Annotated in this window: 20 protein-coding genes; 17 read left to right on the forward strand and 3 right to left on the reverse strand. The window is 63.9% G+C overall.

Annotated elements, in window-relative coordinates; translation table 11 throughout:
- Nucleotides 1-95 precede the first annotated feature (95 nt).
- Nucleotides 96-929, forward strand: coding sequence for an S-formylglutathione hydrolase (gene fghA / locus FJW05_RS09120; protein ID WP_140630569.1), 834 nt, complete (start codon nt 96-98; stop codon nt 927-929).
- Here the strand turns inward: fghA and FJW05_RS09125 are convergent.
- Nucleotides 886-2,043 carry an NAD(P)/FAD-dependent oxidoreductase gene (locus FJW05_RS09125; protein ID WP_140630572.1) on the reverse strand — a complete coding sequence of 386 codons (1,158 nt, stop codon included), beginning with the start codon at nt 2,041-2,043 and terminating at the stop codon, nt 886-888. The genes fghA and FJW05_RS09125 overlap by 44 nt on opposite strands.
- A gap of 197 nt (nt 2,044-2,240) precedes the next feature.
- Here FJW05_RS09125 and FJW05_RS09130 point away from each other — a divergent pair, with 197 nt between their 5' ends.
- From FJW05_RS09130 to FJW05_RS09140, 3 genes are all read left to right on the forward strand, one after another.
- Nucleotides 2,241-3,617, forward strand: a complete 1,377-nt coding sequence (locus FJW05_RS09130; RefSeq protein ID WP_140630575.1) for an aspartate aminotransferase family protein — start codon at nt 2,241-2,243, stop codon at nt 3,615-3,617.
- Nucleotides 3,618-3,757: 140 nt separating this feature from the next.
- Nucleotides 3,758-4,210, forward strand: coding sequence for a DUF2231 domain-containing protein (locus tag FJW05_RS09135; RefSeq protein WP_140630578.1), 453 nt, complete (start codon nt 3,758-3,760; stop codon nt 4,208-4,210).
- A 40-nt stretch (nt 4,211-4,250) separates the two neighbouring features.
- The gene (locus tag FJW05_RS09140) at nt 4,251-5,543 is read left to right on the forward strand and encodes a sorbosone dehydrogenase family protein (protein ID WP_246673301.1); all 1,293 of its coding nucleotides are present in this window, start codon (nt 4,251-4,253) and stop codon (nt 5,541-5,543) included.
- 23 nt (nt 5,544-5,566) lie between these two features.
- Here the strand turns inward: FJW05_RS09140 and FJW05_RS09145 are convergent, their stop codons facing one another.
- Entirely contained in the window at nt 5,567-6,772 is a 1,206-nt protein-coding gene (locus tag FJW05_RS09145) for an ROK family transcriptional regulator (RefSeq protein ID WP_140546087.1), read from the reverse strand.
- A gap of 223 nt (nt 6,773-6,995) precedes the next feature.
- Here FJW05_RS09145 and FJW05_RS09150 point away from each other — a divergent pair, with 223 nt between their 5' ends.
- The 4 genes from FJW05_RS09150 to otsB all read left to right on the forward strand — a co-directional run bounded on the left by FJW05_RS09150 (nt 6,996) and on the right by otsB (nt 13,088).
- Nucleotides 6,996-8,054 carry a glycosyltransferase family 4 protein gene (locus tag FJW05_RS09150; RefSeq protein ID WP_140630584.1) on the forward strand — a complete coding sequence of 353 codons (1,059 nt, stop codon included), beginning with the start codon at nt 6,996-6,998 and terminating at the stop codon, nt 8,052-8,054.
- Nucleotides 8,055-8,207: 153 nt separating this feature from the next.
- On the forward strand, nt 8,208-10,370 hold the full coding sequence (locus tag FJW05_RS09155) for an amylo-alpha-1,6-glucosidase (protein WP_140546085.1): 2,163 nt from the start codon (nt 8,208-8,210) through the stop codon (nt 10,368-10,370).
- A 148-nt stretch (nt 10,371-10,518) separates the two neighbouring features.
- Nucleotides 10,519-12,309, forward strand: coding sequence for a trehalose-6-phosphate synthase (locus FJW05_RS09160; RefSeq protein WP_140630587.1), 1,791 nt, complete (start codon nt 10,519-10,521; stop codon nt 12,307-12,309).
- Nucleotides 12,306-13,088 (forward strand): trehalose-phosphatase, encoded by a 783-nt coding sequence (otsB, locus tag FJW05_RS09165; protein ID WP_140630589.1) that lies wholly within the window; start codon nt 12,306-12,308, stop codon nt 13,086-13,088. The genes FJW05_RS09160 and otsB overlap by 4 nt, the downstream gene beginning before the upstream one ends.
- 541 nt (nt 13,089-13,629) lie before the next feature.
- Here the strand turns inward: otsB and FJW05_RS09170 are convergent.
- Nucleotides 13,630-14,661, reverse strand: coding sequence for a hydroxyacid dehydrogenase (locus FJW05_RS09170; protein WP_140630592.1), 1,032 nt, complete (start codon nt 14,659-14,661; stop codon nt 13,630-13,632).
- 143 nt (nt 14,662-14,804) lie between these two features.
- Between FJW05_RS09170 and FJW05_RS09175 the strand changes: the two genes are divergently transcribed.
- From FJW05_RS09175 to pcaG, 9 genes are all read left to right on the forward strand, one after another.
- Nucleotides 14,805-15,881, forward strand: coding sequence for a LacI family DNA-binding transcriptional regulator (locus FJW05_RS09175; RefSeq protein ID WP_140630595.1), 1,077 nt, complete (start codon nt 14,805-14,807; stop codon nt 15,879-15,881).
- Between the two features lie 60 nt (nt 15,882-15,941).
- Entirely contained in the window at nt 15,942-16,931 is a 990-nt protein-coding gene (locus FJW05_RS09180) for a substrate-binding domain-containing protein (RefSeq protein WP_140630598.1), read from the forward strand.
- A 116-nt stretch (nt 16,932-17,047) separates the two neighbouring features.
- A complete protein-coding gene (locus tag FJW05_RS09185; protein WP_140630600.1) occupies nt 17,048-18,034 on the forward strand; it encodes an ABC transporter permease in 987 nt (328 codons plus the stop codon).
- A complete protein-coding gene (locus FJW05_RS09190; RefSeq protein ID WP_140546490.1) occupies nt 18,031-18,807 on the forward strand; it encodes an ATP-binding cassette domain-containing protein in 777 nt (258 codons plus the stop codon). The genes FJW05_RS09185 and FJW05_RS09190 overlap by 4 nt, the downstream gene beginning before the upstream one ends.
- Before the next feature lies 1 nt (nt 18,808).
- Nucleotides 18,809-19,663: a sugar phosphate isomerase/epimerase family protein gene (locus FJW05_RS09195; RefSeq protein ID WP_140546489.1), complete on the forward strand. Its 855-nt coding sequence runs from the start codon at nt 18,809-18,811 to the stop codon at nt 19,661-19,663.
- Nucleotides 19,664-19,762: 99 nt separating this feature from the next.
- The gene (gene pcaD, locus FJW05_RS09200; protein WP_140630603.1) at nt 19,763-20,575 is read left to right on the forward strand and encodes a 3-oxoadipate enol-lactonase; all 813 of its coding nucleotides are present in this window, start codon (nt 19,763-19,765) and stop codon (nt 20,573-20,575) included.
- Nucleotides 20,568-20,966: a 4-carboxymuconolactone decarboxylase gene (gene pcaC / locus FJW05_RS09205; RefSeq protein ID WP_140630605.1), complete on the forward strand. Its 399-nt coding sequence runs from the start codon at nt 20,568-20,570 to the stop codon at nt 20,964-20,966. The genes pcaD and pcaC overlap by 8 nt, the downstream gene beginning before the upstream one ends.
- Nucleotides 20,959-21,711, forward strand: coding sequence for a protocatechuate 3,4-dioxygenase subunit beta (gene pcaH / locus FJW05_RS09210; RefSeq protein ID WP_140630609.1), 753 nt, complete (start codon nt 20,959-20,961; stop codon nt 21,709-21,711). Before pcaC ends, pcaH begins: the two co-directional genes overlap by 8 nt.
- Nucleotides 21,711-22,325, forward strand: coding sequence for a protocatechuate 3,4-dioxygenase subunit alpha (gene pcaG, locus FJW05_RS09215; RefSeq protein WP_140630612.1), 615 nt, complete (start codon nt 21,711-21,713; stop codon nt 22,323-22,325). Before pcaH ends, pcaG begins: the two co-directional genes overlap by 1 nt.

Genomic DNA, 22,325 nt, shown 5'->3' on the forward strand with positions numbered 1-22,325 from the left:
GGCAACGGAGGAACAGATATGCAAGGCGCAAGGTTGCGCGAGCCCCCAGGTGGCGGTTATGCCAGATCGAGATTTGCTGACGAAAGGCAGAACCGATGAAGGTCGTTTCCATCTCCAAATCGCATGGCGGAATCCAGGGCGTCTATTCGCACGCTTCCGAAGTCTGTGCCTGCGACATGACCTTTGCGGTGTTTGTGCCGCCGCAAGCCAAGGACAGGCGGCTCCCGGTCCTGTGGTACCTGTCGGGCCTTACCTGCACGCACGCAAATGTCATGGACAAGGGCGAGTACCGGAGGATGGCGTCCGAGCTCGGGCTGGTCGTCGTGTGCCCCGACACCAGCCCGCGCGGACCCGACGTTCCGGACGAAAAGGACAATTGGCAGTTCGGCTGCGGCGCCGGCTTCTACCTCGATGCTACGCAAGAGCCTTATGCGAAGAACTACCGCATGTATTCCTATATCGCCGAGGAACTGCCGGCGCTCGTTGCCGCCAATTTTCCGGTCGACATGTCACGCCAGGCCATCTTCGGCCATTCGATGGGCGGACACGGCACGCTGACGATCGCGCTCAAGAATCCCGAGCGCTACCGGAGCTGCTCGGCCTTCGCACCGATCGTGCAGCCGTCGACGGCCGGCTGGTCGCGGCCGGCCTTCGAGAAGTATCTCGGAGCGGACGAAAAGAGCTGGCGCGCCTATGATGCGACACTGCTGATCGAGGACGGCAAGCGGTTTCCGGAATTCCTCGTCGACCAGGGCACCGCTGACGGCTTCCTGCCGGATGGCCTGCGCCCATGGCTGCTCGAAGAGGCCTGCAAGAAGGCAGGGATCGACCTCACCCTTCGCATGCAGGAAGGCTACGACCATTCCTACAACTTCATCTCGACCTTCATGGACGATCACCTGAAGTGGCATGCCCGCCGCCTCGGGTGATTTCAGGCATCAAGATGCGCGCCACATGGTCGGCGATCGCCAGGCTGGAGGTCAGGCCGGGACTTTCGATGCCGAACAGGTTGACCAGCCCGTCGATGCCATGCGTCGCGGCATTCTGGATCACGAAGTCGCTGTTGGCGTCGCCCGGGCCGGACAGTTTCGGCCGGATGCCGCTATAGGCTGCCTGCAGGCTGTCGCCGGCCAGATCGGGCCAGTATTTGCGGATTTCGGCATAGAAGCGCTCGCCGCGCGCCGGATCGACGCGATAGTCGATTGTGTCCGTCCATTCGACATCAGGCCCGAAACGGGCGGTGCCGGCAAGGTCGAGGGTCAGATGGACGCCGAGGCCGCCAGGCTCGGGCACGGGATAGACAAGATGTGAAAACGGCGCCCGCGCGGCAATCGAGAAATAATTGCCCTTGGCATAGCGAAGCGCCGGCAGGAATTGCCGGCCGAAGCCTTCGATCGAGCCCGCAAGCGCGACCGCGCCGAGACCGGCCGCGTTGATGAGACGCGGTGCGGCGATCTCGAACTCTGCGCCGCTCGCGCAATCCATCGTCCGCAGAACGATGCGGCCGGCCTCGACGCGGCCGGAAACGATGCGGGTGTTGAGCGAGAGCATTGCGCCGCTCTCCTCGGCATCGCCGAGCAGGGCAAGCATCAGCCCGTGGCTGTCGATAATGCCGGTCGAGGGCGAGAGTAGTGCTGCGGTGCAATGCAGCGCCGGCTCCAGCGCTTGTGCCTCCTGGGCGGTCAGGAAGCGCAGGTCATCGACACCGCAGGCGTCGGCGTTGGCGCGAATGGCGGCCAGCACCGGCTCCTGCGTCTCGTCGGTCGCAACAATCAGCTTGCCGCAGCGGCGATGAGCGACCGAATGGTCGGCGCAGTAGCGATAGAGCATATCGCGTCCCGCGACGCAGAGCCGGGCTTTCAGCGAACCTTGCGGGTAATAGATGCCGGCGTGGATGACTTCGGAATTGCGCGAGCTCGTTTCGGTGCCGATGGCGTCTGCCGCTTCGACGATCAGGGTATCGAGGCCAAGTGCCGCCAATTTGCGCGCGATCGCCAGACCGATCACGCCGGCGCCCGCGATGATGCAATCGACCTGTTCCATGTCCTGATCCCTGCTGCGCCCATTGCCGAGACAGGCCGAGGCGTATTGGCGCTATCGATCCCGACATCGCGGCTCTTGCGATCAGCCAGCGCGATGAGGCATCAACCGCCACAATGCAAGGCGGAATCTTCGGACTTCTCGATCAGAGGAGCTGTCCTATTTCCGTTTTTGCACGCCTGCACACAGGAGCTACCACGATGGACGCCACACCGAATTCGCCTGAAGCCCGCGACATCCGCTATCACATGCATGGCTATACCAACGCTCGCAGGCACCAGGAAACCGGTCCGCTGATCATCGAAAAGGGCGACGGCATCTATGTCGAGGACATTGCCGGCAACCGCTACATCGAGGCGATGGCGGGCCTGTGGAGCGTCGCAGTCGGCTTTTCGGAAAAGCGGCTGGTCGAAGCGGCGACAAGACAAATGTCGAAGCTGCCCTTTTATCACGACTTCGGCTCTAAGGCGCATTCGCCGCTGATCGATCTCGCGGAGAAGCTGGTGCAGATGGCGCCGGTGCCGATGAGCAAGGCCTATTTCACCAATTCCGGCTCGGAGGCCAACGACACCGCGATCAAGATGATCTGGTATCGATCGAACGCGCTTGGACAGCCGGCGCGCAAGAAGATCATCAGCCGCAAGCGCGGCTATCATGGCGTCACCATCGCGTCGGCAAGCCTGACCGGCCTGCCCAACAACCATCTCTCCTTCGACCTGCCGATCGCCAATGTCCTGCATACCTCGACGCCGCATCACTGGCGCGACGCCGAGCCCGGCGAGAGCGAGGGGCAGTTCTCCGCACGGCTCGCCGACGACCTTGAAAAGCTCATCCTCGGCGAGGGACCCGAAACGATCGCCGCCTTCATCGGCGAGCCGATCATGGGCGCCGGCGGGGTCGTCGTTCCGCCCGCCGGCTATTGGGAAAAGATCCAGGCGGTGCTGTCGAAATACGACATCCTGCTGGTGGCCGACGAGGTGATCTGCGGCTTCGGCCGCACCGGCGAGATGTTCGGCTCGCAGAGCTTCGGCATCAAGCCAGACATCATGGTGCTGTCGAAGCAGATTTCGTCGTCGTACCTGCCGATCTCGGCGCTGCTGATCAACGATCGTGTGTTCGAGCCGATCGCCGACGAGAGCAACCGCATCGGCACCTTCGGCCACGGCTTCACCGGCGGCGGTCATCCGGTCGCAGCCGCCGTGGCGCTGGAGAACATCAAGCTGATCGAGGAGCGCGACCTGGTCGGCAATGCGCGCAAGGTCGGCGCGCATCTGCAGGCGCGACTGCGCCAACTCGCCTCGCATCCGCTGGTGGGCGAGGTGCGCGGCGTCGGTCTCATCGCCGCCGTCGAGCTCGTCGCCGACAAGGCAACCAAGGCTCCTTGGGGCAAGCCGGCAGCGCTCGGCGCGCTGGTCAACGGCTTCTTACAGCAGAACGGCGTCATCTCGCGCAATATGGGCGACGCGATCGCCTTCTGTCCGCCGCTGATCATCACCGAGGCGCAGGTCGACGCCTTGGTCGATGCGTTCGAGCGCTCGCTCGACGAGGCGATACCGCAGGTCCACCCGCGGAGTTGACGAGGCCGCGAGGGCCTGGCCGGCAGTAGCCTCGGCTGACAAACGGACGTTCACCTTCCGGTGAGCGCGAGAAATTCCGGCGGAACATTCGCCTTTTTGCGCTGTTACATCAAAGCTGCAGCGCGGAAAGGAGCTTCCGCATGGAAAATCCGCAATCCACGGCAAGCATTGCCGGCCATCCCATCCACCCCATGCTTGTCACCATCCCGATCGCCTGTTTCGTCGGGACCTTGCTCACCGATATCGCCTACTGGCGGACTGCGGAAATGACTTGGGCCAATTTCTCGGCCTGGCTCCTGACCGTGGGTGTCATTGTCGCCATCTTGGCCGCCATTGCAGGGCTTACCGACTTTCTTGGAGACCGCAGGATACGCGCTCAGCCGACTGCATGGCTGCACATGGGGGGTAACGCCGCCGTGCTCGTGCTGTCCTTCTTCAACATGCTCGTCCACACGCGCGACGCCTGGACATCCGTGGTGCCGACCGGGCTGATCTTGTCGGCGCTGGTGGTGATCATCCTGATCTTCACCGGCTGGCTCGGCTGGGCTCTGGTCTATCGCCATCATGTAGGAGTGGCCGATGAGGCGACTTGACAGCGCAATTAAATGGACGACTGCGGCGCTTTGCTGCGCAATGGCCCTGGGCGTTGCCGGCTGCAGCGACGACAACACCGACCCGAACGCGCAGATCGGCCCGAATCCGAAGCTGCCGGAGATAAACCAATACCTTTTCCCGCCGATGCATCTGGCCTCGGTGGTCGGCTGGAAAAACGATGAAAAGCCAACGGTCGCGCAAGGCCTGCAGATCGAGGCGATGGCCAAGGGGCTTCAGCATCCGCGTTCGCTTTACATGCTGCCCAATGGCGACATCCTGGTGGTGGAGTCCAAGGCGCCGAAAGAAGCGTCGGTCAAGCGGCCGAAGGACATCGTCATGGGTTTGGTCGAAAGCTGGGTCACCTCCGGCGGCGACACCGGCCCGAGCAACCGCATCACGCTCTTGCGCGACACCAATGGCGACGGCAAGCCGGATTACCAGGGCGTGTTCCTCGACCATCTCAACGCGCCTTTCGGCGTGGCGCTGGTCGGCAACGACTTCTATGTCGCCAACACCGATGCCATCATGCGCTATCCCTATCAGCCGGGCGACACCAAGATCACGGCACCAGGCAAGGTGCTGACGGAACTGCCGGGCGGGCCGATCGATCACCACTGGACGAAGAGCCTGGTGGCGAGCCCAGACGGTTCGCTGCTCTACGTCGGCATAGGCTCGAACTCCAACATCACCGAGAACGGCATCCAGGCCGAGAAGGACCGCGCTGCGATCTGGGAGGTCGATCGCGCCACCGGCCGCTCGCGCATTTTCGCCAGCGGGCTGCGCAATCCCAACGGCCTGACGTTCGAACCTGAAAGCAAGGCGCTTTGGACGGTGGTCAACGAGCGCGACGAGCTCGGGCCTAACCTAGTGCCGGACTACATGACCTCGGTGAAGGACGGCGCCTTCTATGGCTGGCCCTACAGCTACTATGGCCAGCATGTCGATCCGCGCGTGATGCCGCAGCGGCCGGACATGGTGGCGAAGGCCATCCCGCCGGACTACGCGCTGAGCTCGCATGTCGCGCCGCTTGGGCTTGCCTTCTACACCGCGAACAACCTGCCGCAATCCTATCGCGGCGGCGCCTTTGTCGGCGAGCATGGCAGCTGGAACCGCTCCCGCTTCAACGGCTACAAGGTGGTCTTCGTGCCGTTCAGCGGCGGGCATCCCAACGGCATGGCGCAGGATGTCGTCACCGGCTTCCTCAACGACAAGGGCGAGGCGAGAGGCCGTCCGGTCGGTGTTGCCGTCGATAAATCCGGCGCGCTGCTGATCGCCGACGATGTCGGCAACACGGTGTGGCGGGTGACCGCTGCGGGACCCGGTTCCTCGTAGAAACCTGGCTCAACGCCAGCGTATCAGCCCACCGGCTTCTGCAGCACGTCGAATTGCGGGTTGGTTTCCGAGAAGATCGGCAGGGCCGCGGCGCCGAGGACGGATGTGTCCTTTCCCGCGGCGCCGACCACGACGCGCGGCGTGGTACGGGCGCTGGTCGAGCTCACCGAGAGATGGAGCGGTTCCAGCCGGCCGGCCAGTGCCTCGATCACCGGCAGCGGCATGAAGCCGCCGAGCACGACGGTCTCGGGATCGAGCGCCATTTCAAGGACGTCGATCGCCTGCCGCAATGGCTCGACCGCCTCGGCGAGCCATGCTTCGAAGCGGCTGTCGCCGCTTGCCAAAAGCTCTTCCAGCAGGTCGGGTGAGGCATGATCGGGGTCCGGCAGGTCGAGCCTGTCATAAGCGGCGCGCAGTGAGACGTAGCGCTCCAGGCAGCCGCGCTTGCCGCAGTCGCAGGGCAGGCCGCCCGGCCGCACGATAATGTGGCCGATCTCGCCGGCATTATGGCGGCTGCCCTTGTAGAGATGGCCGTCGAGGAAGAGGCCGGCGCCGAGGCCTGTTCCGATGAAGAGGTAGACGAAGCTGTCGAGCTTGCGGGCAACGCCATAAAGCCGCTCGCCTACTGCCGCCGCTGTGGCGTCGTTCTCGACGATCACGGCGATGCCGGTCAGGCGCTCCAGTTCTTCGGCCACCGGAAAGTCCTGCCAGCCGGGAAGGGCGGTCGGGCCGACCGAAGTCATGCCTTCGACGCCGAACGGCCCGGGCATCGCCATCCCTATGCCGAGCAGTCTCGTGCGGTTCAGCCGGCTCGTTGCGATCAGGTCGCTCGAGATCGCGGCTAGCAGCGGCATGGCCTGCGTGGGAGTCGGTCGGTCGACATCTCTCTCGATGCGCGCACGCACGGTGCCGGAGAGATCGGTCACGACGCCGACGGCCATCTGGTGGTCGAGCTGCAGGCCGACCGAATAACCGCCATCGGGGTTGATCGAGTAGGGGACGGCGGGTTGGCCGCGCGCGCCCTTCAGCGTTGCTTCAGGCTGCAGCAGCCCGGCCGCTTCCAATTCCTCGACGATGTTGGAAATGGTCTGCGACGACAGCGCCGTCAGCCTCGCGATCGCCGCCCGCGACAGCGCGCCGTTGATGCGGATCGCTTCGATCACCACACGCCGGTTGTGCGATTTCGCCTGCTCGAGATTGGTGCCGGAGATGGCTTTCTTGGGGATCATGAGATAGTTACCAGCCACGGCAACCCTAGAATGCCTCTTTTGAAAATCAAGTTGATTTAGTTACTTGCCGCCCCGGTATCGAGACCGGTGTGAGCGGCGAGGTTGAAAGCTGTGCGGCCTGTCTGGCCCGGTCGAGCGGATATCGACCGGGCCAGCGACCAATTGGGCAGGAACGATCTCGCGGCTGACGCATTTTGCCTCGCGTCAACAGCTGAGGGACCAGATGCGCATAGCCCATGTCGCGCCGCTTTATGAATCCGTGCCGCCGAAACTTTACGGCGGCACGGAGCGGATCGTCTTCTACATCACCCAAGCACTCGTCGAGCTAGGGCATGACGTCACGCTGTTCGCGAGCGGTGACAGCGAGACATCGGCGCGACTGGTGCCAGGCCGCGACCAGGCGATACGCCTCGACCCGCGGCCAAAGAAATCGGAAATCGCCGCGCATCTGGCGATGCTCGCCGATGTGCGCGAACGCGCCGGCGAATTCGACGTCATTCATTTCCACCTCAGCCATTTCCTGCATTTTCCGTTCTTCGAGCAGATCGCAGGTCGCACGGTGACGACGCCGCATGGCCGGCTCGACTATGTCGACCTGGCGCCGGCCTACAAACGCTTCCCGCGTTTCCCGATGATCTCGATCTCGCACAGCCAGAAGCGCGGTTTGCCGGATGCGAACTGGCTGGCCACGATCCATCACGGACTGCCGCTCGATGCCTACCGGCCGACCTATGAACCACGGGCGGAAGAGCCGTATCTCGCCTTCCTCGGCCGCCTGTCGCGCGACAAGCGGCCGGACCGCGCCATCGAGATCGCGCGTCGGTCCGGGTTGAAGCTGAAGCTGGCGGCCAAGATCGGCGACGACGATCGCGCCTATTTCCACGACAACATCGAGGCGCTCGTCGATGGCGACCGCATCGACTATGTCGGCGAGATCACGGAAGACAAGAAGGCCGAATTCCTGGGCAACGCGGGAGGCCTGCTGTTCCCGATCGACTGGCCCGAACCGTTCGGCCTCGTCGCGATCGAGGCCATGGCCTGCGGCACACCGGTGATCGCCTGGAACAACGGCGCCCTGCCGGAGATCGTCGACAATGGCGTCACCGGCTTCGTCGTGGACAATGTCGACGATGCGGTCGCATCGATGCCCGCGCTTCTCGAACTCGACCGGCAGCAGGTGAGGGCGGTCTTCGAGAAAAGGTTCTCGGCGACAAGAATGGCGCGCGACTACCTTTCTGCCTATATGCGTCTGACCGGCATGCCGGAGGCCAGGGCCTCCTGACCTTGACTGCCTAGAGCCGGATGATTTCAGGTCTGTTCGACCTGAAATCTGAATCCGGCACTAAATCAAAGAGATAGAGCATGATGTCGTCCGAAAACCGCTTCACACTTTTCGGCATCATGCTCTAGGGTGGGGCAACCGAAGAGGTGACGAATGACGGAGCTCGACGAGCGCAAGCTCGATCCTGCCGTGGCCCTTTCCTCGCTTGACGAGACGGCGCCGCGAGAACCGCACCGGCTTTTTGCCCTCAAGCAGGGCGACTGCTTCGCCGTCGCCGACGCCTATGGCGACATCAGGGGTTCGGGCGACGGGTTCTTCCGCGACGACACCCGCGTGCTGTCTGAATTCCGGCTGACCATCGGCGGCAGGCCGATGTCGCTGCTGGGTGCATCGCTCAGCCAGGACAATGTGCTGTTCACGTCCAACCTGACCAACCTGCCTATTCAAAGCGCTGCCGGCCGCGATATGCCGCAGGGCGCGATCCATATCGAGCGCGTCAGGCTGATCTGGCAGGACAGGCTGTTCGAGCGCATCACGCTTTCCAACTACAGCCGCGAGCATTCCACCATAACCGCGTCGCTGCATTTCGCCGCCGACTTTCGCGACATGTTCGAGGTGCGCGGCTCGACCCGGGTGAAGCGGGGCACCACGCATATCGCCAAGACCGACAAGACCACAGTCCTGCTCGGCTATGATGGCCTGGACGGCTTGCCGCGACTTTCGGCAATCTCCTTTTCGCAGGCGCCAGACCAGTTGAGCGACAATCGCGCCGATTTCCTCATCGCCGTGACCAAGCGCAGTCGAAAGGTGCTTTATGTCGAGGTCGGCCCCGCGATCGCCGACCCGCCCGATCGCGACCGCTTCCGCGCCGCGGCGGCGCGCGCGCGGTTCGGCATGCGCGCCAAGCGCAGGCACGGCGCCACGGTGCACAGCTCGGGGCGCGTGTTCAACGATTGGGTCGAGCGCGCCCGCGCCGATGTCGCGCTGCTCACCACCGAGCTTTCGACCGGACCTTATCCCTATGCCGGCATCCCGTGGTTTTCGACCGCGTTCGGCCGCGACGGCGTGATCTCGAGCCTGCAGATGCTTTGGCTCAATCCTGGATTGGCGCGCGGGGTGCTGGCTTTTCTGGCCGAGCACCAGGCGACCGAAACGTCGCCCTTTTCGGATTCGCAGCCCGGCAAGATCATGCATGAGACGCGCAAGGGCGAGATGGCGGCGCTGCGCGAGCTTCCTTTCGGCCGCTATTACGGAGGCGTCGACACCACGCCGCTCTATATCCATCTGGCTTCCGCCTATGCCGACCGTACCGGCGACATGGCCTTCATCGACAAATTGTGGCCCTCGCTGAAGGCCGCCGCCGAATGGACGGAGGAGGCGAGCCGCGCCACCGGTTTCGTCACCTATCAGCGCGCCGCCGAATCCGGCCTCGCCAACCAGGGGTGGAAGGACAGCTTCGATTCGGTCTTCCACGCCGACGGCCGCATCCCCAAGGGGCCGATCGCGCTTGTCGAGGTGCAAGGCTATGTCTTTGCCGCCTTCCGCGGCCTGGCGGCGCTCGCGCGCCGCCGCGGCGAATTCGCGGATGCCGAGCACTGGGAAAACCGCGCCGAGGAAATGCGGGTCGCGGTGGAACGCGATTTCTGGCTGGACGACCTGAATTTCTATGCTTTGGCCATCGATGGCGAGGGCCAGCCCTGCAAGGTTCGAACAACAAATGCCGGGCACCTGCTCTTCGTCGGGCTGCCGCAGCCCGACCGCGCCAAGCTGGTCGCCGAGCAGCTGCTGTCGGCCGCCTTCCATTCCGGCTGGGGACTGCGGACGCTCGCCGACGATGCGGTGTTCTTCAACCCGATGTCCTACCACAACGGCTCGATCTGGCCGCACGATACCGCGCTTTGTGGCGTGGGCCTCGCGCGCTACGGCGAGCGCGACAGCGTGGTGCGGCTGATGAGCGGTACTTTCGAATCGGCCGTGCATTTCAATATGCGGCTGCCTGAATTGTTCTGCGGTTTCGCCCGGGCGCCGGGCGAAGCGCCGATCGCCTATCCAGTAGCCTGCCTGCCGCAAGCCTGGTCGGCAGGCTCTACCTTCATGCTGATGCAGGCCTGTCTGGGCCTGGAAATCGATGGCTGGAAAGGCGAACTGCATGTCACGCGCCCGAGGCTGCCGATCGGTATCGACACCCTGATGCTCAGGCATCTGAGTGTCGGGGACAAGGTCGTCGATGTGACCTTCCAGCGGGTCGGCGACCGTGTCGCCGCCTTCCTTTCCGATCGTCATGAAGGCCAGGTGCCGCTTATCGTGCGGACTTAGAAGAAGGCGTCGCAAGCCCGCGTTCAACAATCGAAAAATGTCGGAACCCATGGCCGGCTTGTGCGTTGCACAGGTGGCCCGGTCTGCCGTCCGCAGCCGGCAAGAACGAAAACAATGAGCGGACAGCCGGAGGCAGCCTGGCATTTCAATGACACAATATAGCGTTCTGTTACTGGTCCTTATTCTCGCAAGCATTGGACTTTCCGCATTCGCGATTTTCATTTCGATATCCCGGTACCGTCGCAATCACCCGAGGGTACCGGCTATGGCAGGCTCCGGCGACGACTTCGCCACAGAGGCCGCGCGCAAGGTGCTGCGCGAATTCGAAAAGAACGGGCAGTCGGTCGACGCGGCGCTGGTTACATGGTCGCCGGAGACGTTGCGCAAGATCCTCGCGGACGAGTTACCGGATGCGCAGGTCATCATCGTCTCCAATCGCGAGCCTTATATCCACAACGAAACCAGGGACGGCAACGTCGAGCTTGTCGTGCCGGCGAGCGGACTGGTCTCGGCGCTGGAACCGATCACGCGCGCTTGCGCCGGCACCTGGATCGCCTATGGCGGCGGCACTGCCGATCGTACGGTGGTCGACAGGAACGACCGCGTGCAAGTGCCGCCCGGCAATCCTTCCTACACGCTGCGCCGCGTCTGGCTGAGCGACGACGAATATCAGGGCTATTATCTTGGCTTCGCCAATGAGGGCCTATGGCCGCTCTGCCATATCGCGTTCACGCGCCCGATCTTCCGCGAATCCGACTGGGAGGCCTATGAGGCCGTCAACCGCAAATTCGCCGAGACGGTGGTTGCCGAGGCGCGAAACGAGCGGCCGATCGTGCTGGTCCAGGACTACCACTTCGCGCTTCTGCCGCGCATGATCCGCGAGCGCCTGCCGGAGGCGATCGTCATCACCTTCTGGCACATACCGTGGCCGAACTCGGAAGTGTTCAGCATCTGCCCGTGGCGCGAGCGCATCCTCGACGGCCTGCTCGGCAGCTCGATCGTCGGCTTCCACACCCAGTTCCACGCCAACAACTTCACCGAAAGCGTCGACCGTTTCATGGAAAGCCGGATCGAGCGAGCCGACGCGGCCATTTCCTATGGCGGCCAGGTGACGCTGGTGCATTCCTATCCGATCTCGATCGAGTGGCCGGTCGAGCTGCTGAAAACGCTTCCGAGCGTCGAGGAGTGCCGAGCGCGCGTGCGCAAGCGGTTCAGAATTCCAGCTGGCGCCAAGCTTTGCGTCGGCGTCGAACGCCTCGACTACACCAAAGGCATCCTCGATCGCTTCCATGCGCTTGAGGAACTGTTCATCCGTCATCCAGAAACGATCGGCAACGTCGTATTCCTGCAGATCGCCGCACCAAGCCGGGGCACGCTGCCTGCCTACAAGCAGCTTCACGAAGAATGCCTGCGCTATGCCGACGAGCTCAACCAGCGCTACGGCAGCAAATTCTATCAGCCGGTCGTCATGGTGGCCGAGCACCATTCGCAAGCCGCGGTCTATGAGCTTTATCGCGCCGCCGACATCTGCCTCGTCACCAGCCTGCATGACGGCATGAATCTCGTCGCCAAGGAGTTCGTGGCGTCGCGCGACGATGAGCGGGGCGTGCTGCTGCTCAGCACCTTCGCGGGCGCCTCGCGCGAATTGCTGGAGGCGCTGATCGTCAATCCGTACGATGCGGCGATGATGAGCGAGGCGATGCTGCAGGCGATGACCATGGGGCCGGACGAGCAGCACGAGCGCATGCGGCGCATGCGCGACATCGTGCGCGACAACAATGTCTATCGCTGGGCCGGCAGCATGCTGCTCGACGCGGCGCGGCTCAGGAAGCGCGGCGACCTCGACCGGGTCACGGCTTTATACGATCGGCCTTCGGGCCCCACCGGCGACAACGTCGTTTCCATGTTCGAACGCAAACAGGCAGTCGGATTCCGATGAATAGTCAGGCAGACCTTACCCCGCCGCTTCCCGAAGGCCGGTGGGCGCTTTTCCTCGACATCGACGGCACCTTGCTGGAGCACGCGGCGCATCCCGACAGCGTGTCGGTCAGCGCCGAGTTGCGGCAATTGCTGCAGACGATCGAACGGCGGCTGGACGGGGCGCTCGCCTTCATCACCGGCCGCTCGATCGCGGCCGTGGACCATCTGTTCAATCCCTTGAAGCTCAGGATCGCCGGCCTCTATGGGTTGGAGCACAGGCTTGCGCCGGATGGCCGGATCGAGGCCGCCGACGAGCCGGCGGACATGGCGGCGCTCGCCGACGAGATCGAGCTGGAGCTGGCAAGCAAGGCCGTCTATGTCGAGCGCAAGGGACCTGTGCTCGCCATCCATACGCGAGCAGCGCCCCAGCTTCTGACACGGGCGACGGAACTGGTCGAGGCAGCGCTTGAGCGCCTGCCGAAAGGTTACCGTGTCATCGCCGGCAATGCCGGCGTCGAGTTGATGCCGCTCGAAGCAGCCAAGGGCGCCGCGATCCGGCGCTTCATGCAGACTGGTCCGTTCAACGGCAGGCGTCCTGTGTTCCTTGGCGACGACACGTCCGACGAAAACGGCTTCGAAACGGTCAATGCCGCCGGGGGAATTTCGATCCGCGTCAAGCCGCAGGGCGAGACCACCGCGCGCTTCGCCATCGAGGATGTTGCGAGCGCCATTGCCTGGCTCGAGGCCAATTTCGGAGAGCCGGCCATGCAAACGCCAAGGAGCGATCTCGTCGCTTAGGCCTGTCGGCCAGGAAATCCGCCCGGCTCAAGCCGCTCAGTCCAAGCTCGCGCTGCCGCGTTGCCGCACCCTGTCAGCTTGAGCGTGTTCAGCCGCGCTTTCGCGGCGGCCCGGCAACATGTGGGGGACGGCCTGGCAAATCGCGCGCCGCGCGTTTTGGCTTATTCGAAACTAGTTCCCCGACACAGGGATTTTGAAAGGTTGCCGTTGGTGCGAGATTTTCCATTCATTTCCGTGAAATCAGCGCAAACGCCGGGGATTGGTTGAAGCCGCCCCAATCTCGTCATTCTATGGCGGAGCAAGGAGCGAAGCGACGCGCGCAGACCATAGAATCCATTCCGTGACTTGGAAGCGTTGCTGCGGTGCAGAATTCTGCTCCGTTGCACGCCTTGGCGAAGGTAACGGCATGGATTCCAGGGTCTTCGCGACGGAGCTTCGCTCCTGCTCCGCCCTGGAATGACGATCGCGATGGGTGTTTCGGCCAATCTCCACCTGCCAACGCAAACAGAGCGGACCGGTCAAAACCCCCTGTGCAGTGCCACTAGTTCCTGTCGACCGGCTTGGAGCGCATGCGCGAAACCGTCTCGCGCTCGGCGCGCTTGGAGCGGAGCGGCGGCAGGCCGCGGTCGATAAGGTCCATATCCTCCAACACCATGTCGCCCATGCGCTTGAAGGCGACGTCGAGCGCGCCGGCGCGATGCGCCGAACGCAGGAAGCCGGGCAGGGTGCGGACGGGATGGTCCTTTGCCAGCGGCTCCTCCGGGAAGACGTCGCTCGCGGCGACGATGTGGCCGCTCTTCACCGCTTGCATCAAAGCCGGGAAATCGACGACGCCGGCGCGGCTGAGCAGGATGAAGGCCGCGCCCTTGCGCATCCTCGCAAAGGCGTCGGCGCCCAGGAAACCCTCATTCTCGCTGGTGACGGAAGCGACGACGAAGACGAAATCGCTTTGCGACAGCACCTCGTCCAGCGAGGCCGGCTCGACGCCGTTGTCGATCAGGATCGACGGCGGCAGCCAAGGATCATAGACCTTGGTGCGGGTGCGAAAACCGGCCAGCAGGCGGTTGAGCGCACGGCCGAGATCGCCGAAGCCGATGATGCCCACATCGGCGCCGGAGAGAAGCCGAGCCGTCTGGTTGCCGTCGCCGCCCCAGAGCTCCTTGCCCTGCCGGAAGGCGAGGTCGGCGTCGACAATGTCGCGCGCAAGGTTCAGCGCCATGGCAAGGCCGAGTTCCGCGACCGGCTCAGCAAAGACCAGGCCCGTGGTGACGACATGGATGCCGCGCGCAAACAGCGTCTCATAAGGCATGTTGTTGAGCAGGTTGGTCTCCACGTTGAAGATGCAGCGCAGCCCCTTCAGCTTCTCCAGCGTCTCAGCTGAAATCGGCGGCTGGCCGATGATAAAACGCGCCTCGGCCAGGGTTTCGGCGGGCAGGGCGGCAACGACTTCCGGGGTGGTCTCGACAATGCGATAGTGTTTGCGCAGGCGCGCCAGCTGCGGCGGCGTGAAGATGAGCTCCAATGTGCGCGGTTCGGGGGCGCTGATGACCAGCGGCAAGGCTTTGTCGGGCATGTTTTTCCTCCGGGCGCGATTGGATCGCGTCAATCACGCATTCAAGTCTTACTCCCGATGAAACGATTTACAAGAACGAAAAATCGATTTATCGATTACAACAGCAAGGCAGAAAATCGGCTGCTTGCCCTCGGGAGGGGTCAATGGCACAACACCAAACCCGGCAGCGGCGTCCGTCGATCCACGACGTCGCAAGCCATGCCGGCGTGTCCGCGGCCACTGTCTCCAAGGTGCTGGCCGGCGTCACCACGGTCAAGCCCGAAAACGCGCAGCGTGTATTCGATGCCGTCGAGCATCTGGGCTATCGCGTCGATCCTTTAGCCTCTGACATGCGCAGGGCCAAGCGCCGTATCATCGGCGCCATCATGCCTGAGTTCGAGAGCGAGTTCTTCGGCCAGATGGTGACCGAGCTCGAAGGCCTTGCCGAGCAGCGCGGCTACACGTTGGTCGCCGCATCGAGCCGTGAATCGGAGGCGCGCGAGAAGGAAATCCTTGCCCGCATGCATGACTGGCGTGTTGCCGGAGTCGTGCTGGCGCCTGTGCGCAACGAGCATGGTCCGGCGGCCGCCTTCATGAAAGCCCACGGCATGACCGGCGTGCTGATCGACCGCGTCTTGTCCGACGACGCTTTCGACACGGTATCGGCTGATAGTTTCACCGCCAGCGCCGAAGTGGCGCGGATGCTGGTCGGCAAGGGCCATAACCATATCCTGGTCATCGGCCTTGCCGAGCAGGCGGCGACGGTGCGGGCGCGCCTGGAAGGTTTTCGCAGCCAGGCGCTGGCGCTCAACCCATCGGTGCGCATCGACGTCATCACCTCGGAAGTCAGCGTCGAGCCGCTGAGGTCCTCGCTGCGCGAATACTTCGCCAGGGGAGAGCGGCCGACCGCCGTTTATTCGCTGCTTTTGAAGGGCACGCTGGTCGCGCTGTCCGAATTCCGCCGGCGCGACTGGCATTGCCCGAACGACATCTCGCTGGTCGGCTTCGACGATGCCGAATGGATGCAGGTGACATGGCCGGCGATCGCCGCCGTGGTGCAGCCGGTGCACCGGATCGCCAGCGAGGCGATGAACCTTTTGTTTCGCAGGGTCGAGGGTGATGTGGGACCACCCACGGCGCGGCTCGAGCCCTGCCAGGTGTTGATGCGGGAATCCGTTGGCTCGCCAGGCAGCGGTCCGCATTCCGGGGGAGGAGACCGACAACAGCCCCCATTGTCGTGAGCGGAAGCATGCGCCGGCCCTGGCCGTGGCATCCGGCGCCAAGGATCAACGGAGGATAGAATGATATCGCATTTCCCCAGGATAAATCGATTTACCATTGCCATCGGCGCCGCGCTTGCGTTTTCCGCCGTCGGCGTTGCCAATGCCGAGGACGGCGAATATGGCGTGCTGATGAAGACGCTGGCCAACCCGTTCTGGGGCGCGATGGCGCAGGGTGTCGCGGACGGCGCCAAGGAAGCCGGCGTGAAATATTTCCAGCAGGCGGCCGAGAGCGATCAGGCGGCCGAACCGCAGCTCAACCTTTGCAACACCATGCTCGAGCGCAAGCCGGTGGCGATGATCACCGCAGCCATCAACTCGACCAACCTTCTACCTTGCCTGAAGTCGGCGCAGGAGGCCGGCATCAAGATCGTCGACCTCGACAACAATCTCGACCAGGCGGTGCTCGACAAGGAAGGCGTCAAGGTCACCTTCCATATCGGCTCCGATAACATCGCCGCCGGCGCGCAGGGCGCGGAGTATCTCGCCAACAAGCTCGGGAAGGACGCCAAGGGTCCGGTGCTGGTGATCGAAGGCCTGTCCGGCAACATCACCGGCGAGAAGCGTGCCAAGGGTTTTGCCGACAAGCTGAAGGAGCTGGCGCCCGGCCTCGAAATCGTCGCTTCGCTGCCGGGCGACTGGGACCGCGGCAAGGCCGCTTCGATCGCCACCGACACGCTGACGGCGCATCCCGATCTCGTCGCCATCTTCTGCGCCAATGACGGCATGGCGCTTGGTGCAGTCGAGTCTGTCTATGCGGCGGGCAAGGGTTCGCAGGTGACGCTCATCGGCGTCGACGGCAATGTCGATGCGGTGAAATCGATCAAGGAAGGCCGCCTCAATGCCTCGGTGGCGCAGCTTCCCTATTTGGTCGGCAAGCAGGCGGTGGAGAACGTCAAGAAGGCGCTGGCCGGCGAGAAGGTCGAGGACAGCATCGCAGTACCCACGCTGGTGCTGACCAAGGACGTGATCGACGCCGGCAAGGAACCGATGCTGCAATATGTGAAGTAAGGAAGGAAGGGAGTAGGGGAGTAAGGCAGTAGGGGAGTAGGGGAGCGCGGTTTGCGCTTCGCCCATCTTTCCCTACTCCCCTACTCCCCTACTCCCTTACCCGAAGGGTAGAAAACATGGCTTCTGAACAGCCCGGCTTCTGGGCTCGGGTGCAGCGAGCATCCGTCGAAAGGCTCCACATCCGGCTGGAGTCGCTGGTGGTGCTTCTGGCGCTGAGCACGGCAATGGCGCTCTTGTCGCCCTATTTCCTGTCGCTCAGCAATTTCCTCAACATCCTGCTCGCGACCTCGACGATCGGCGTGCTGGCGATCGCCGCCACTTTCGTCATCGGTTCCGGCGGGCTCGACCTGTCGCTCGGCTCGGTCATGGGGCTTGCGGGCGTCGCAGGCGCTTTCGTGGCGGTCAATCTCGGCTGGCCGTCGGTCTTCGCCGTCGCCGCCTGCATCCTCGCAGGCGCGATCGCCGGCTACATCAACGGGCAACTGGTCACCCGCGCCTTCGTGCCGGCTTTCATTGTCACGCTCGGCATGCTGGGCCTGGCGCGCGGGCTGGCGCTGGTCATCTCGAAGGGCAGGGCGATCTACGGACTGCCGCAGGAGATCGTCTATATCGGGCAGGGGCGGCCGTTCGGCGTTCCGATGCCCGTGATCATCCTGGTGCTGACGGCCATCGTCGCGCATGCGGTGCTTGCTTATACGCGTTTCGGCCGCCACACGCTGGCGCTGGGAGATAGCGAAGGTGCTGCGCGAGCCGCGGGCATCCGCGTCGAGCATCACCGCCGCATCATCTACACGCTGTCGGGCGCGCTGGCCGGGCTCGCCGGCCTGCTCTTCACCGCCCGCGTCAATGCCGGCGACCCGACCGCCGGCATCAACTACGAGCTCACCGCCATCACGGCGGCGATCATCGGCGGCACCAATCTGTTCGGCGGCCGCGCCTCGATCCTCGGCACCATGATCGGGGCGCTGATCATGGGCGTCTTGCAGAACGGGCTGACGCTGCTTGCCGTGCAATCCTATTACCAGCAGATGGCGATCGGCGCGGTGCTGATCCTCGCGGTCTTCATCGACCAGTACCAGGTGCGGAAGGAGTCGCGCGTATGACCCTGCTTTCGCTGCGCGGCATCCGCAAAAGCTTCGGCGCGGTCGATGTGCTGCATGGCGTCGATCTTTCGGTCGCGGCCGGCGAGGTGGTCGGGCTGGTCGGCGACAATGGCGCCGGCAAATCGACGCTGATGAAGACCATCACCGGCATCTACCGCGCCGACACCGGCTCGATCGAGTTCGACGGCAAGGACATCCTGGCGCTGGACCCCGGTCAGCGGCGGCGCCTCGGCATCGAAATGATCTACCAGGATCTTTCTTTGGCCAAGCAACAGGACGTGGCGTCGAACATCTTCCTCGGACGCGAACCGACGAAAAAGTTGCTCGGCCTGTTCCCCGGCTTCGTCGACAAAAGCGAGATGGATCGCCAAGCGTCGAAAATGATCGAGCGGCTGGGCGCGCACCTGCCGTCAATAAACCGGTCGGTCGGTTCGTTTTCCGGCGGCCAACAGCAGACGGTGGCGATCGCGCGGGCGCTCACCTTCAATCCGAAGCTCGTTATCATGGACGAGCCGACGGCGGCTCTGGCCGTGCGCGAGGTGCAGAGCGTGCTCGACCTTATCCGGCGGCTGAAGTCGGAAGGCATCGCCGTCATCCTGATCTCGCACCGGCTGAACGACGTGCTGTCGGTCACCGATCGCATCGTCGTGCTTCGCCACGGCAGGGCGGATGCCGATCTCGTCACCGCCAGGACCAACATGAACGAAGTCGTCAGCCGCATCGTCGGCGGCGGCGATACGGCCGCAGCGGCGGCGCATGAGCAACGAGGCTGACATGAACACCTTCGGACTGCACACTTTCGCCATCGCGCCGGTCTGGGACCTCGCCCGCATCGAGCCGCAGATGGACAGGCTCAAGGAATACGGCATCGGGCTGATGGAGATCCCTTTGCTTCGGCCTGAGGAGATCGACACCAAGCGGACGCGCAGCTTTGCCAATCACTATCGTGTTGAACTGGTCCCCTCGCTCGGCCTGCCGCGCGCGCTCGATGTGGTCGAACGGCCGGACGAGGCGCTGGATTTCCTCGAACCGGCTTTCCGGGTCTGCAATGAGGTCGGCGCGGAAGCGCTCGGCGGCGTCACCTACGGCACGATCGGCAAGACCACCGGCCGCGCGCCGACGCAAAGGGAAATCGACGGTATGTGCCGTTTCCTCGAACGCGCGGCGAAGGCGGCGAAGTCCCGCGGCCTGAAGCTCGGCATCGAGCCCTGCAACCGCTATGAGACGCATCTGATCAACCGCGGCATCGATGCGGCGAAGATCATCGAGCGCATCGGCGCGCCCAACATCTTCATTCATCTCGACACCTACCACATGCATATCGAGGAGGAGAGCTTTGCTTCCGGTTTCGAGGCGGCGGCGCCCTATCTCGGCTATGTGCATGTGTCGGAGGCCAACCGCGGCGTGCCGGGACGAGGCATGCTCAACTGGGCAGCCTGCATGAAGGCCATCGCCGACATCGGCTATCAGGGCGCGATCACGCTCGAAAGCATGAACCATGTCGATGTCGACATCGCCGGCGGGCTCGCCGTTTGGCGCCCCGTGGCGGAAGATCCGCGCGACGTGATCGAGGTCGGCCTGCCGTTCCTGCGGGAGGAGGCGAAGAAGGCGGGGCTGACGCTCGGATAACAGCAAGCTTCCGCATAGGGAGCCGCCGAAGCAACCCTGGACGGTTTCGATTTACCGAACCAAATAGCTGGTGCAATGTGGGTTCGGAGGATCGGAACCGTGCCATTCGTCAGCATAGGCGGCGTCACGCTGCACCACCGTTATATCGAAGCGACCGGCACGTCGCGTCCGATCATCTTCATCAATTCGCTCGGCACCGACTTCCGGATCTGGGACGATGTCGTCGCGCGACTGAGCGGCGAAATGCCGATGCTCGTCTACGACAAGCGCGGTCACGGCCTGTCCGACATCGGCAACGGGGTTCATTCGATAGACGACCATGTCGACGACCTGCTGGGTCTCATCGATCATTTCGGTTTCGACAAGGTCGTGCTGTTCGGCCTGTCGGTCGGCGGCCTGATCGCGCAGCGGCTCTATACCCGTCATCCAAAATGCGTCGAGGCCCTGATCCTCAGCGACACCGCGCACAAGATCGGCACCGCCGAGAGCTGGAACACGCGCATGGCGACCGTCGAGCGCGACGGCATAGAGGCGATCGCCGACGGCGTGCTGCAAGTGTGGTTCACCCCCGATTTCCATGCCAGGCGCGCCGCCGAGCTGGCCGGCTGCCGCAACATGCTGACCAGGCAGGCGCTGCCTGGTTATATCGGGACATGCGCGGCGGTGCGCGATGCCGATCTTACCGACGCGGCGCGGCGTATCGCTGCGCCGACGCTCTGCATCGTCGGCGATCAGGACGGCTCGACGCCACCCGACCTTGTTCGCTCGCTGGCGGATCTGATCCCCGGCGCACGCTTCGAGGTGATCCGCGATGCCGCGCACATCCTGTGTATCGAGCAGCCCGAAGCGCTCGTCACCTTGATCCGCGATTTCGTCGCCTCGTTGCCTGGGGGAAAGTCTGCTCATGGATGATGTCGCGAAGAACCGCTACCGGACCGGGCTCGAGGTCCGTCGCGCCGTGCTCGGCGATCCGCATGTCGACGGCGCCGAGGCTGCCGCTACCGATTTCGACCGGCCGTTCCAGCGGCTGATCACCGAGGCTGCCTGGGGAACGGTGTGGGCGCGACCCGGCTGGTCGAAGCGCGAACGCTCGATCGTGACGCTGGCGCTGCTTGCAGCACTTGGCCATGACGAGGAGGTCGCCCTGCATGTGCGGGCCACCGTCAACACCGGCGCGTCGCGCGACGACATCTGCGAAGCCTTCCTGCATGTCGCGATCTATGCCGGGGTGCCGGCCGCCAACCGCGCCTTCAAGATCGCCAAGGAGGTGTTTGCGCAGATGGACGGGGCCGCTCATGGCTGAGACCGGCTCCAACCGGGCGCCGGAAACCGGCGCCTTCTTCCAGCGCGACCGCCAATGGCACCCGCCTGCGTTGACGCCGAACTACAAAAGTTCGGTGCTGCGCTCGCCGCAGAAAGCATTGGTGTCGTTCGACAACACGCTGTCGGAATCGACCGGCCCGGTGTTCGGGCATGCGATGCTCGGCGAGCTCGATAACGACCTGATCCACAATTTCGCCAGACCCGGCGAAAGCGCCATCGGCGAGCGCATCATCGTTCATGGGCGGGTGCTCGACGAGCGCGGCAATGGCGTGCCCGGCGTGCTGCTCGAACTCTGGCAAGCCAATGCAGGCGGCCGCTACCGACACAAGAGGGAGGGGTATCTTGCGCCCCTCGATCCGAATTTCGGCGGCTGCGGGCGCGCGATTACCGGCGAGGACGGCGGCTACGCCTTGCGCACCATCAGGCCCGGACCGTATCCCTGGCCCAACGGACCGAACGACTGGCGGCCGGCGCATATCCATTTTTCCGTGTTCGGCCACGGCTTCGCGCAGCGCCTGATCACGCAGATGTATTTCGAGGGCGATCCGTTGATCTGGCGCTGCCCGATCGTCGGCGGGATCTCCAACAAGGCAGCCATCGAAGCGCTGATCGCCGCGCTCGACATGCAGTCGACGATCCCGATGGATGCGCTCGCCTACAAGTTCGACATCGTGCTGCGCGGGCGACGCTCGACGCTGTTCGAGAACAGACCGGAGGGCAACTGATGGCACAGTCGCTCGACCGGTTGAAGGAGAGCCCTTCGCAGACCGCCGGACCTTATGTGCATATCGGGCTCACGCCCAATTTCTGCGGCATCGGCGGCGTCTATGCGAGCGACCTCGGCTCGTCGATGATCAACGACCAGACCAAGGGCGAGCGCATCGAATTGCGCATTCGCGTGCTCGACGGCACCGGCACGCCGCTGAGGGAGGCGCTGGTCGAGATCTGGCAGGCGGACGCCAACGGGTTCTACAATTCACCGGCAGAGATGCGCGGCGCAGCCGATCCGAATTTCCCTGGTTGGGGCCGGCAGCCGACCGACACGGAAACGGGCGTCTGCCTGTTCCAGACGATCAAGCCGGGCCGCGTGCCGTTCCGCGACGGGCGCCTGATGGCGCCGCACATCACGCTTTGGATCGCGGCGCGCGGCATCAATGTCGGCCTGCACACCAGGCTCTATTTTTCGGACGAGGAAAAGGCCAATGCCGAGGACCCGATCCTCGCCCGCATCGAGCATCGCCTGCGTGTGCCGACGCTGATCGCCGAGCGCCAACGCGATACTTACGTCTTCGACATCCACCTGCAGGGCGAAAAGGAGACGGTCTTTTTCGACAGCTGA

Origin of the sequence: Mesorhizobium sp. B2-9-1, from assembly GCF_006439455.1 — a bacterium.
Lineage (GTDB): Bacteria > Pseudomonadota > Alphaproteobacteria > Rhizobiales > Rhizobiaceae > Mesorhizobium.

What these genes read in the sequence shown, in the direction of transcription:
- fghA (WP_140630569.1), top strand. Translation starts at nt 96, where the DNA reads ATGAAGGTCGTTTCCATCTCCAAATCGCATGGCGGAATCCAGGGCGTC.
- FJW05_RS09125 (WP_140630572.1), bottom strand. Translation starts at nt 2,043, where the DNA reads ATGGAACAGGTCGATTGCATCATCGCGGGCGCCGGCGTGATCGGTCTG.
- FJW05_RS09130 (WP_140630575.1), top strand. Translation starts at nt 2,241, where the DNA reads ATGGACGCCACACCGAATTCGCCTGAAGCCCGCGACATCCGCTATCAC.
- FJW05_RS09135 (WP_140630578.1), top strand. Translation starts at nt 3,758, where the DNA reads ATGGAAAATCCGCAATCCACGGCAAGCATTGCCGGCCATCCCATCCAC.
- FJW05_RS09140 (WP_246673301.1), top strand. Translation starts at nt 4,251, where the DNA reads ATGGCCCTGGGCGTTGCCGGCTGCAGCGACGACAACACCGACCCGAAC.
- FJW05_RS09145 (WP_140546087.1), bottom strand. Translation starts at nt 6,772, where the DNA reads ATGATCCCCAAGAAAGCCATCTCCGGCACCAATCTCGAGCAGGCGAAA.
- FJW05_RS09150 (WP_140630584.1), top strand. Translation starts at nt 6,996, where the DNA reads ATGCGCATAGCCCATGTCGCGCCGCTTTATGAATCCGTGCCGCCGAAA.
- FJW05_RS09155 (WP_140546085.1), top strand. Translation starts at nt 8,208, where the DNA reads ATGACGGAGCTCGACGAGCGCAAGCTCGATCCTGCCGTGGCCCTTTCC.
- FJW05_RS09160 (WP_140630587.1), top strand. Translation starts at nt 10,519, where the DNA reads ATGACACAATATAGCGTTCTGTTACTGGTCCTTATTCTCGCAAGCATT.
- otsB (WP_140630589.1), top strand. Translation starts at nt 12,306, where the DNA reads ATGAATAGTCAGGCAGACCTTACCCCGCCGCTTCCCGAAGGCCGGTGG.
- FJW05_RS09170 (WP_140630592.1), bottom strand. Translation starts at nt 14,661, where the DNA reads ATGCCCGACAAAGCCTTGCCGCTGGTCATCAGCGCCCCCGAACCGCGC.
- FJW05_RS09175 (WP_140630595.1), top strand. Translation starts at nt 14,805, where the DNA reads ATGGCACAACACCAAACCCGGCAGCGGCGTCCGTCGATCCACGACGTC.
- FJW05_RS09180 (WP_140630598.1), top strand. Translation starts at nt 15,942, where the DNA reads ATGATATCGCATTTCCCCAGGATAAATCGATTTACCATTGCCATCGGC.
- FJW05_RS09185 (WP_140630600.1), top strand. Translation starts at nt 17,048, where the DNA reads ATGGCTTCTGAACAGCCCGGCTTCTGGGCTCGGGTGCAGCGAGCATCC.
- FJW05_RS09190 (WP_140546490.1), top strand. Translation starts at nt 18,031, where the DNA reads ATGACCCTGCTTTCGCTGCGCGGCATCCGCAAAAGCTTCGGCGCGGTC.
- FJW05_RS09195 (WP_140546489.1), top strand. Translation starts at nt 18,809, where the DNA reads ATGAACACCTTCGGACTGCACACTTTCGCCATCGCGCCGGTCTGGGAC.
- pcaC (WP_140630605.1), top strand. Translation starts at nt 20,568, where the DNA reads ATGGATGATGTCGCGAAGAACCGCTACCGGACCGGGCTCGAGGTCCGT.
- pcaH (WP_140630609.1), top strand. Translation starts at nt 20,959, where the DNA reads ATGGCTGAGACCGGCTCCAACCGGGCGCCGGAAACCGGCGCCTTCTTC.
- pcaG (WP_140630612.1), top strand. Translation starts at nt 21,711, where the DNA reads ATGGCACAGTCGCTCGACCGGTTGAAGGAGAGCCCTTCGCAGACCGCC.